We start from the raw sequence: 10,769 nt of genomic DNA on the forward strand, positions 1-10,769 counted from the left end.
TCGAACGCAGCTTCATCGCGGTATGCATTTTCCCAGCTATTGTGATTCACACCCGGATACTCGGTATAGGAAACATTTACTCCCAGCTCTTTTAACTTCTTTGTCCAGTCGCGCGATACAGTTACAGGCACCGCGCCATCCTGGTCGCCATGATGGAAGAACATCGGCAGGTTCAATGCATTGGGTGCAAGCTCATCCGTTCCTTTAGGAGGCGCAGGACATACCGGGAACAACGCAGCCCATATATCCGGACGTGTTAAGCCGATCCACAGTGTTCCGCCACCACCCATCGACAAACCGGTAAGGTATATACGGTCTTCGTCAATCGAGAAGCGACTCTTTACATCCGCCAGTACATCATATACATCTTTCTCTGCTACTCCCTGATAGCCCATTGTGCCACGAGCATAGGGAGAAGCAACTATATATTCTACATCTTTCCACTCCGGAAAATAGCGCGTAGCTTCTACATCTGTTTCTCCGTTAAAATTACTCTTGCCAAATACCCTGCGCAGTGAAAGCCGATGGTTCGAGCCCGCACCGTGCAGCATAATCACGAGAGGATATTTTTTATTCTCATCATAATTTTTTGGGAGATATAGTCCATAAGGTTGCTCGGTATCGTCAACATCCGAGAAGAACGTTAACACCTGTGGACCGCTTTTCAGTTTTTGTGCGGTTGCTGCCATTGCTGTTGCCACGAAGAGCAGTAAAGTTAATCGCATGATTTTCATTTTGACGTAAGGTTGATTGCCTGGGAATGTTACGCATTTAAAATGCTATGATCAAAATCTTTTACAAGAGTGTTTATGAAAAAGCAAAGCCCGGTACACACCGGGCCTTGCCAAACCTGTAAAAACTGAGAGATCACTAATAACTGAGTCCGTGTCCGAACGGATACAGTGGGTCTTTTGAATCGTAAGGAACATCCTCCTTCTGATTTCGAACAGCGTCCATCGATGAAGGCAGCTCTATAGGAAGCTTGCCTCCGGGTTTTGCTTTACCAAAGATCACATCGAGCACTGCAGCATCACTCGCTCCGAAGTCGGCAAGCAATCCTTTTGCTTTATCGCTGATCTCAGGTATTACTGCAGGGCGATCCAGATAAATATCAACAATGGTCGGTACAGTTTTCAGTAGCGTAAGAATGCTGTCTTTCTGAACACCTTTAAAGTCGAGATCACCATGATGAAATCCGCGGGCAAAAAAGTTTTTCGTTTCCACCGGGTACCACGGAGTGTTGATGCGGATAATCGCTATATCTGCCTGCTGTGGTTTTGCTACAACCTCTCCATACTGTGCTGCTACCTGCGCATTTATATTCTTCACATATATCTTGAGTTTGCCACTTTCCAGCGGAAGTATATTTCCGGTTTTGGCAGGAGTGTTCTTCAGCAATGTAATAGCTCTGCGTTGTGCTGCTTCAGCGGCTTCTTTAAATTCCGGTTTACCTACAACAGCAACAGCATTCTCAACCTTGATATAGGGGTTGTCAAATAAACCCAATTCAAATTTCTGACGCAGTAAACGTCTTACCGATTCATCGATGCGTGCTTCGGTAAGCTTGCCATCTTTTACAAGCTTTACTATATGCTGCGGACAATTCTCTCCACCGAACTGATCTACACCTGCATCAATTACTTTCTTCACACGCTCTTCTTCCGAAAGTTTTTCAACACCCCACGCACGGGCAGGCCATACAAAGTCGCCCATTTTTGAATCCGTAATTAGTCCCCAGTCAGTACATACAACGCCATCGTATTTATACTTCTCGCGGAGCAGTTTGGTGATGATATCCTTGTTAAAAGAGAACGCTACATTTTCGCTGGTCTGATCAGTAGGCACACCGTAGTATGGCATAATAGCGGCTGTGTGTGCTTCGAAGGCAGCTTCAAAAGGAATCAGGTGATAGTCGAAATTTTTACCGGGATATACCTGTCCCTTCTGAAATTCAAAGTGCGGATCAAGTCCTTCTTTCTGTGGTCCGCCACCGGAGAAGTGCTTTGTCATACACGCTACACTGGTAGAGTCAAGTTTCGCTCCCTGAAATCCTTCGATATAGGCTTTCACCAGCTTGGCAGACAGCTTGGCATCTTCACCAAATGTACCGCTGATGCGAGGCCAGCGTGGCTCTGTAGCAAGATCGGCCATCGGGTGTAATGCTTCGCGTATACCTACTGCTATATATTCCTGTCGCGCTATATCGGCATGTTGTTTCATCAGTGCTTCATCGCCAATAGCAGCAAAGCCCAGCGGCTCCGGCCATTGTGAAAAGTCATTCGCACTCATCGAGAATATATTATTGCTGAAAGCATTCCGCGGATCAGATGCTATAGTTACCGGTATACCCAGTCGTGTTTTCTCTTCGGCAAACTTCTGTATATTATTATACCAGGTAGCCAATGCTTTTTTATCCGGAACAGCCCACACATTGATGTGCGTCATCTGGTGCTCAGTGATAAGTTTGGGGGCTGTGGGAGCAAAGGCAAACATACCCTCTCCCGGTTGGTCATCCAGTGAGCCATCGCGGTTAATGCGACTCCCGTTGATGAACATCATGCCGGCTTTTTCTTCCAGCGTCATCTGCTTCAGCAGATCATCAATACGTTTATCAACCGGCTCGCGTGTATCTTCATATACATCACGTTTGCCATTCTTGTTAAGATCGCGGTAAGGCGTATTATCAGAGCAGGCGCACATCACGGTCAGCGCAACCACCGGCCCGAAAAACAATCTGACGGTTCGTACCATAGTAAAGTGTCTGGTTTATTGTGTTAGATATACACAATGATAGAGAATATCCATTGTGTTTTCAATACGCAATGATGGGAATGTGAAAGATTTTGCGCGGGGCTGCAAAAAATGCAGTTCAATCGCGATATTTGAACCTTATTATGAACAAGGAAAAGCAGTTGCAGGACTTCCTGCTGAAAGGCGACAAAACGTATGTGCCGCGTGTTTCGGTGGATTGTGTGATCTTCGGTTTTCATGAAGATCAGCTTAAAGTATTGTTGCTGCGCTGGCGGGATGGGCGATGGTGCCTGCCTGGGGGTTTTGTAAAGTGGGATGAATCGGTAGATGATTCTGCCGTTCGTACGTTGCAGGAGCGTACCGCCCTTCGTAATATTTACCTGCAACAATTCCATACGTTTGGCGATCCTGGCCGCGAACGTGGCAAACGACTGGGGCTGGCCGCTACACAGAAGAGCTGGATGCGCGAGCGATTTATATCCGTTGGCTACTATGCGTTGGTGGAGTTTTCGAAAGTAGCCCCTAAGCCTGATTGGTTGAGTGATGAATGTCGCTGGTGGGATATACATGAAGTGCCATCGCTTATCTATGATCATAACCAGATGGTAGAGAAAGCGCTTGATAAACTTCGGCTGAGTCTGAATGATTATCCGGCCGGGTATAATTTATTGCCCGAGAAATTTACTATGCCCGAATTGCAACGACTATACGAAACAATTCTTGATAAGCCTCTTGACAGACGCAACTTCCAGAAGAAAATGTTAAGCCTTGGTATACTGGAAAGACTAAAGGAGCGCAAGACCGGTGGAGCACACAAAGCACCGTATCTATACCGGTTTGATAAGAAGAAGTATGAGAAGGCCATGAAACAGGGATTGAAGTTCGGCTTCTGAGAGAATATGTACTATATTCGGGAGCAACCCCTTGTATATGCGTCCCGATCGTTTTATAGTACTTCTATTGTTGGCCATGCTTATGTCTGTTAAGGCAAATGCTACATGGTCCATTATCATTATCGATACAAAGACAAACACCATTGGTATAGCGGGCGCATCGTGTTCGCCTAATTGTTATGGTATAGGTAAAATTATACCAGGTATAGGAGCTATTATCGTGCAGGCAATGAGTAATAATGCGGCGCGTTCCAGAGGTGTGGAGATGATCCTGGCAAATGCAACGCCCGAAGAAATTATCCGGGCACTGCGCGATCCGGCATTCGATCCGGAACGACAACAATATGCGGTGATTACGGTGAAGTATAAAATTCCGGCAACTTATACGGGCGACTTAACACATACGGCTCGAGGTGCGTTGACAGCGCCCGGCATTTCTGTGCAGGGTAATACGTTAACGGACGATCAGGTATTGGAAAAAGTAATGCAAACTGTAGTGGCAGGTCAGAAAGAATCACTCGCTATAGATGTTATACTAATGAAAGCGCTGGAAGCTGGCTCAGATGCAGGAGGAGATAACCGTTGTGGCGAGCAGCGTGCCACGAGTGCATTCATTACTATATTCCGTAAAGATGATTCACCGCGAAGACCTTTTTTAGATCTGAATACATTTGGTCAGCCAAAAGGAGGACAAAATGCTGTAGTGTTATTGAGAAAGCGATATGATCGCTGGAAGGAAAGGCAAGCTGACTGAGTCTTCATATATACCTAACCGTTATCAGTTAATCGTTATTAGTGGAGATCGTACTGTAGGGGAGTAGCTGTTAACGAATAACTTGTCAACGGATAACGACTACCAGTTACCTGCCTTCCATTGAATGGATGAGGTCAAGTTCTTCCGGAGTAAATTTGTTGGCGTCACGATTCGTTCTTGACTGGATGAAATCTTCCAGGCATGAATAAAAGCGCAGTCTGTATTTCCAGATCAGTTTGCTTCCGATCGCTTCTTTTATTTCATGCAAATCTGTTTTTTCATCAACCCAGTACATATCGTGCACATCGTTTTCAGATACACCACCGTTGTATCCGGGCATGATGTTCAAACGCGAATGTTCAAGCTTTTTAAGAACATCGTTTCTGAAATCTTGTCTTCCTGTAATATATAATATGGTCCAGTTCATTTCTCTAGTGTTTAAATTGTATACAGCGGGCCAGGTCTGGTAGATTGTTTGGATGTTGCAAGTATATACCGTACGTTCTTTTGCTGTCGCATTTTCCGGACTATATATCTGCTAAAAATACATCCACTCAGATTACGCAAAGGTAACGCTGAAGGTTCGATGTTTGATGAAAATCTTTTGTGAATGTAAGGAATGTTACAGCGGAAACGTGTGAATAAAAACAGGCTTCACTTTTCCAGCAGGGCTACCGTTGTGAGAGGAAAATGATGAAAATCAGGGAAAGCTGGTGTGTATATTTCTCATCGAAAAATGAACGAATCAAATTGGTTATTTCTGTTTTTCTATCTTCAGGTATACTGCAAAATACTCATGAGTCATTCCATTATACTTTTCAATAAAAAGCCTCTTCCTGCCTTTTGAATTTTGTCCTAACCAATATGACCAATCTTCAAAAGATTTTTTATACATCAACAGATAATTAAGAGATCCGAAGTATTGACTCACTTGTACTCTGCCAGTATATCTATACCTCTTGGTCAATTTTCCTTTCTCGTAAAACCTGATCTTTCTTTTTGATATGATAACCTTTTCAACCCTTGTTGAATCCAAGCATCTTGGATAGTTGCAGTATCCTTCGTAGTCTAGTTCCCATCTACCGAGGAGAAATTCATTTGCTTGTTGTATGATTTTTCGCCTTATCATTTTCATCACGGTATTTACTTCTTTTGAAGTCAGACTATAGTGCCCCGTATTACACAACCTTGATAAAACCTGATATGCCTTCACTGCAGAATCTTGTTCAAGTAAGGTCAACGTATATTTAAAATACTGCTGCTCTTTCCCCTTCACAATTTTAATGGGATCTTCAAAAAGATCATCATTAAGTGTTGTTGAATCATTCTGCGCATTTACTACCCCAGTAAATAGTATATACATTAAAAGAGCAGCTTTTATTACTTTCATAGAATTAGATTTGACGTTTGTTTTTTTCATTCATTGTTACAGTTAGGACCGCCAATGCTCTTAATTTTAGTCTCTCCATTTGCGATAACCTTTATCACTTTCTCTTCCTGCTCACCAGTTCTAAAGATACTATCATTGAATAATCCCCATTTATACATTGAATCCCGAAAATTATTTGTCGCAATTGCATCAGAGAAATTATACAACCAAAGGGCTGCTACATGTTGACCCTCTTCAGAAGTTAGCGGCCTGTTATAAATCTCCGTCACAGCATCGATCATAAATTGCGTTCTGTCTGGTGATGCCATAAACTCATGTTTTTCTTTTGGAGATAACTCTCGATAAATTGTGTTCATATTTAGAATAGCATGCAACACCTCATGATAGATCGCTACAATTTGGAACAACTCACTTGTCCCAGGAAGAGTGGAGGAATTTAGTATGATATCTATACCCTGAGTTTTGTCAGGGTTGCTATATGCTGAGGATGTTTGTGCTTGCAGAGGCTCATTTTCATTGTTAAAAATGGTGCTTACTTCTTTGAAGTTCAAGTTCTGAGCCTGCTCTGCGTCAATAAACCAGTATTTAGCACTCCGATTTATTCTATTCCTAAATCCCTCCTTCATCAAATTCTTAATAACATTTACTAAACAAGGAGATTTTACATTGTTAAAAGTAATATCGTCATCAGCGATCATTACTATTGGTTTCTTTACCGGTGGTAATTTTGTTGCACTTCCTCCTGGCCCACCGCTGTGAGGAGAAGCACCACTCTCACCTATATATGTACCGCCACCGCCTGCCTGATTTATACTTCCGCTCATATCATCGCACCAACCTGTATTAATGGTGAAGGTACATACCGTGCCTGTCTCTACTTTTCGATCGTACTGACAATGACAAGGGTAATCGGTTACAGTTTGTACTTCGTAGGTCGTTACACAGCTTTGTTCAATGCTTTGAACGCATTGGTTCATCAATTGAACTCTGCCACTGGCAGCTATACTATCTTGTATATAGGGAATGGAGAACTCCTGTATCAGCTCGTTATCCAGGTTATATAGTTGTAGCACACCTTTGAAAGGTTCATCACTGATATACTCTCCATCCGGAATATAGCGGTATATAAATCCGTAAAAACCATCTTCATATTGGGATAGCACAAGGTTCTCAAAATAGTCTGGAGAGTTATCCGGCAATCGGAAAGTATAATTAAGAACGCCGCTATCGGGATCGCTATATTTGAAAAAGGCATCGGTAACTTCGATGCTGCTTACTCTTCCATTGGCGGCTCTGTTCTGAATATTCGCCAGTAAGCTTTTAGCAATGGGGTCATGCTCTATATCGGTAAGCGTAATTTTACTTTGACTGGTGGTTTGAGAAACTACAGGAACTTCTTGATCGCACGATGAGCCCCACAATAGCGGAATCGCTAAAATGATGGATAGATATTTTCGCATAGGATATAGTTTAGGCAGAAAAAACCTCCACAACGGACCGGGTATACGAAGGGGCCCCCTCTACGAAAAAATCAACTGCACTGCCCCTTGGTATGGATCAAAACTAACGAGGCGGGGCAGCAAACATCAATAATGTTATTACAGACGAGTGTCTGGATAATACACCTGTATAAACCTCGGTATTAACACTTAAAAACAATGTTTTAACTCATAAAATTATTTTATACTTTTAGGCTTACCTATATTTTATATTTACCGGTAAATCTACCCGTATGAAATCCAAACGCCTTATCAAGATCACGTTTCCGCTGATCGTTCTGGTTGCTATTATTTTTCTTGGTCCGGAACCATCTACACCGGTCTTTGATCTGAAGTTGCCCAACGTACCGGCAGATGCTGCTGCGCTGGAAAAATATATTGCTGATAATGAAGCCAGGCATATAATCAAACCGAACAACGAAGCTGCTATCGTATGGCACGACAGCACGCACCAGAAAACTCCGTATGCTATAGTATATCTGCACGGATTTACGGCCAGTAAAATGGAGGGTGCTCCAACACACGAGCAGTTTGCCAAAACGTTTGGATGCAATCTATACCTTTCGCGACTGGCCGATCATGGTATAGATACCACAGAGACATTGCTCTCATTTACTCCTGACAGATTATGGGAGAGTGCCAAGCAGGCATTGGCTATAGGCAAGCAACTCGGTGAGAAAGTAATTCTGATGAGTACATCTACCGGTGGAACACTCGCGTTGAAACTGGCTGCTGAATATCCCGATGATGTTCATGCACTCATCAACCTGTCGCCTAATATAGCGATCAACAATGGTGCTGCATTTTTGCTCAATGATCCGTGGGGACTATATATAGTGCGTGCCGTGAAGGGAGGAAAATATAGTATATCAACAGACGATACGGAGGAGCAATCGAAGTATTGGTATAGCAAATACAGACTCGAAGCCACTACACAACTGGAAGAGCTGGTAGAAAGTACCATGACGAAGGAAACCTTTCAACGTGTGAAGCAGCCTTCACTTACACTGTACTATTTCAAAAACGAACAGGAGCAAGACCCGCAGGTAAAAGTAAGTGCCATGCTTGAGATGAATGCAGCGCTAAGCACACCTGCTGATATGAAGCAAACCGTAGCTTTCGCGGATGCTGGCGGACACGTAATCGGGTCTTCGCTTACGAATAAGAACTATGAAGAAGTATATCGTGCGATTGAGAAATTTGCTGTAGAGAAATTGGGGATGAAGAAGTTGCTTTGAGTTTAAGCTCAAGGTTTTATAGTTTAACGTTCAGAGTTTTAGGTTGAGATATAGTATAACAAAAAGCAGAAAGCGGTGCACTCACTTTCTGCTTTTTACTTAAGCCTTTCGCTTAAAACTATTGGTTGATCTTATCGATATGCGTTCTGCCAAACACCAGTCCTTTGCTTACCTGTGCATTGCCGTTATACGATACACGTGATTCACCGAAAGAGTTGATGCGAAGTTCATCTTGTGTAGTGAGTTTGATTTTGCTTTCACCGTAAATATTAGTAACGGTCGAGTAACTCTTGAGCGCTTGTGTATCGATCTTGTTTTCACCAAAGAGTCTGTATTTCTGGTATTCGGCAACACCGCCTTGTATCTTCAATTCGTTCTCGCCGTATAAACTTGTCTTCAGGTATTCGGTGTTGAGTGCTGCCAGGTTGATCTCATTTTGGCCGTAAGCTTTGAGTTTGAATTTTTTTGCTGCCAAAGGAGTCTTGCAGGTAAGCTCTTGCGTTCCGCGGATCTCCAGGTGTTTCAACGTACGATACGTAACATAGGCCGTAATGTTAGCATCGTGATACGGGCTACGTTTATAGTGGAAGTCACCGTTGTGTTCCGGTTTATCGATCACCTTGGCATCATCCAGGTATATACGCAGCGTTTTTCCTTTTACTACAATGTTGATCTTCTCCGGCGATACACCGCCATATACCAGGCGTATCCCTTCATGATCGCCTTCTTCCAGGATCAGATTTACTTTCGGTGAAGCAATGATCCGGTTAAAGGGACGGAGTTCTTTCGTGATCTCGCTCTGTCCAAATACCAGTACGGTTATAAATAGCAGAGCAAAAATCAATAGGGTGGCTTTCATCATTTTCATACGTACAATGTGTTGTTTCCTTCCAGACAATCAGATCCGGCGGTACCCCTATGGGCGTGGAAAGTTTTTTTGAACAATGAGGAACAGCCGCCAAAACTTGGATTTTACTTCTACATTCGGTGTTCCTTGTTCGATATTCGTTAACTGTTATCCGTTAATCGTTATAAGTTATCGGAACTGAATGGCAACGTGTCTTTCCCTTTAATGTTCGATTAGGGCAGAGTAAACATGACATTGTCTCCCGCAGATCTTGCGAATGAATGCAGATAAACGCAAGGGCGGAAAGTCGGGGAAATCAGGAAGAGAGCTTAAAGCGAAAAGTTGAAAGTAATAATGTACTTCTTTCGACATTCGTTAATCGATATTGTTATTCAAGAGAGTGGTAGAATATTTACTCTTAAATTAAGATTGCTTTCCTTTTCCCAAGCGCAGGGAGGAAACTTCTGACACTACTACTACCCAACCTTAAACTTCAAACCCTGAACTTTAAACTTTAACCACCTTCACTCATTCCTCAACGAGCTCACCGGATTTCCCTGGGCGGCTTTCCAGGCGCGGTAGCTTACGGAGATGAAGGCGATGCCTGTTGTGGTGATACCGGCCAGTATAAATATCCACCACGAAGGTTGGATGTGATAGGCGAATTGTTTTAGCCATGTGTGCATCAGCCATCCGGCTATAGGCCACGCTAGCAGGTTGGCGATTAATACCAGTTTCAGAAAGTCGCTGTTAAGAAGACGGATGACACTGCCTTCTGTAGCACCCATTACCTTACGAATGCCGATCTCTTTTGTGCGTTGCTCTGCCATAAAGTTGGCGAGCCCGATCAGCCCGAGACAAGCTATAAATATAGCGAGGATGGTGAACAGCATGAATATTTGACCGATGCGTTTTTCGGTTTGATGCTTGAGCGAAAAGTTACGGTCTAGGAAAGTATATTCGAAGGGAGCATCGGGAGAGTACTTCTTCCAGAGTGTTCGAATCGTATCAACCGTCTGTTGAACGTCTTTGTCTTGTATGCGAATCGCCATCTCCCAGTTTGGTTGTTTGCCCAATACAATAGCCATGGGCTGAATCGGATCTTTCAGCGATTGAAAATTAAAATCCTGCATAATGCCGATCACTTCATGCTCGATTGCTTTATCCATTCCGCCATATATACTCCAGAGTGATTTGTCTGCAAGAGATTGCATGCCCATTTTCTTTGCTGCCGTTTCATTAATAATAACAGCGGTAGAGTCAGACAGAAAATCAGAAGAAAAGAATCGTCCGGTGATCATTGTATACTTCATGGTTTTGAGATGGTCGTAATCCATCTCGTATACATTCAATAAATAGTCTTGTGACGGACTTGTTGTGCTGAATACAAATTGCCA

General features: G+C 43.2%; 10 protein-coding genes. 3 read left to right on the top strand and 7 right to left on the bottom strand.

Going from position 1 to position 10,769, the window contains the following annotated elements; all coding sequences use genetic code 11:
- Together VIN08_RS05935 and VIN08_RS05940 are read right to left on the bottom strand one after the other, a co-directional pair.
- Nucleotides 1–725, bottom strand: a 725-nt coding sequence (locus VIN08_RS05935) for an alpha/beta hydrolase-fold protein (RefSeq protein WP_331961669.1), incomplete at its 3' end; no start/stop codon positions are given.
- Nucleotides 726–870: 145 nt separating this feature from the next.
- Entirely contained in the window at nt 871–2,751 is a 1,881-nt protein-coding gene (locus tag VIN08_RS05940) for a glycoside hydrolase family 3 protein (protein WP_331961672.1), read from the bottom strand.
- A 143-nt stretch (nt 2,752–2,894) separates the two neighbouring features.
- Between VIN08_RS05940 and VIN08_RS05945 the strand changes: the two genes are divergently transcribed.
- The gene (locus VIN08_RS05945) at nt 2,895–3,644 is read left to right on the top strand and encodes an NUDIX hydrolase (protein WP_331961674.1); all 750 of its coding nucleotides are present in this window, start codon (nt 2,895–2,897) and stop codon (nt 3,642–3,644) included.
- A gap of 37 nt (nt 3,645–3,681) precedes the next feature.
- A complete protein-coding gene (locus VIN08_RS05950; RefSeq protein WP_331961677.1) occupies nt 3,682–4,398 on the top strand; it encodes a DUF1028 domain-containing protein in 717 nt (238 codons plus the stop codon).
- A 106-nt stretch (nt 4,399–4,504) separates the two neighbouring features.
- Here VIN08_RS05950 and VIN08_RS05955 read toward each other — a convergent pair whose 3' ends face one another.
- The 3 genes from VIN08_RS05955 to VIN08_RS05965 form a co-directional block, all read right to left on the bottom strand.
- Entirely contained in the window at nt 4,505–4,825 is a 321-nt protein-coding gene (locus VIN08_RS05955; protein WP_331961680.1) for a hypothetical protein, read from the bottom strand.
- A 327-nt stretch (nt 4,826–5,152) separates the two neighbouring features.
- Complete coding sequence (locus VIN08_RS05960) at nt 5,153–5,788, bottom strand: hypothetical protein (protein WP_331961683.1); 636 nt, start codon at nt 5,786–5,788, stop codon at nt 5,153–5,155.
- Between the two features lie 26 nt (nt 5,789–5,814).
- A complete protein-coding gene (locus tag VIN08_RS05965; RefSeq protein ID WP_331961686.1) occupies nt 5,815–7,248 on the bottom strand; it encodes a hypothetical protein in 1,434 nt (477 codons plus the stop codon).
- Between the two features lie 272 nt (nt 7,249–7,520).
- On the opposite strand from VIN08_RS05965, the gene VIN08_RS05970 reads away from it, so the two are divergent.
- Complete coding sequence (locus tag VIN08_RS05970; protein WP_331961689.1) at nt 7,521–8,525, top strand: alpha/beta hydrolase; 1,005 nt, start codon at nt 7,521–7,523, stop codon at nt 8,523–8,525.
- Between the two features lie 118 nt (nt 8,526–8,643).
- On the opposite strand, the gene VIN08_RS05975 is transcribed toward VIN08_RS05970, so the two are convergent.
- A complete protein-coding gene (locus VIN08_RS05975; protein ID WP_331961692.1) occupies nt 8,644–9,393 on the bottom strand; it encodes a GIN domain-containing protein in 750 nt (249 codons plus the stop codon).
- A 503-nt stretch (nt 9,394–9,896) separates the two neighbouring features.
- Nucleotides 9,897–10,769: ABC transporter permease (locus VIN08_RS05980; RefSeq protein ID WP_331961695.1), on the bottom strand; the 873-nt coding region annotated here is incomplete at its 5' end.

The organism is Ohtaekwangia sp. (genome assembly GCF_036568665.1).
Lineage (GTDB): Bacteria > Bacteroidota > Bacteroidia > Cytophagales > Cyclobacteriaceae > Ohtaekwangia.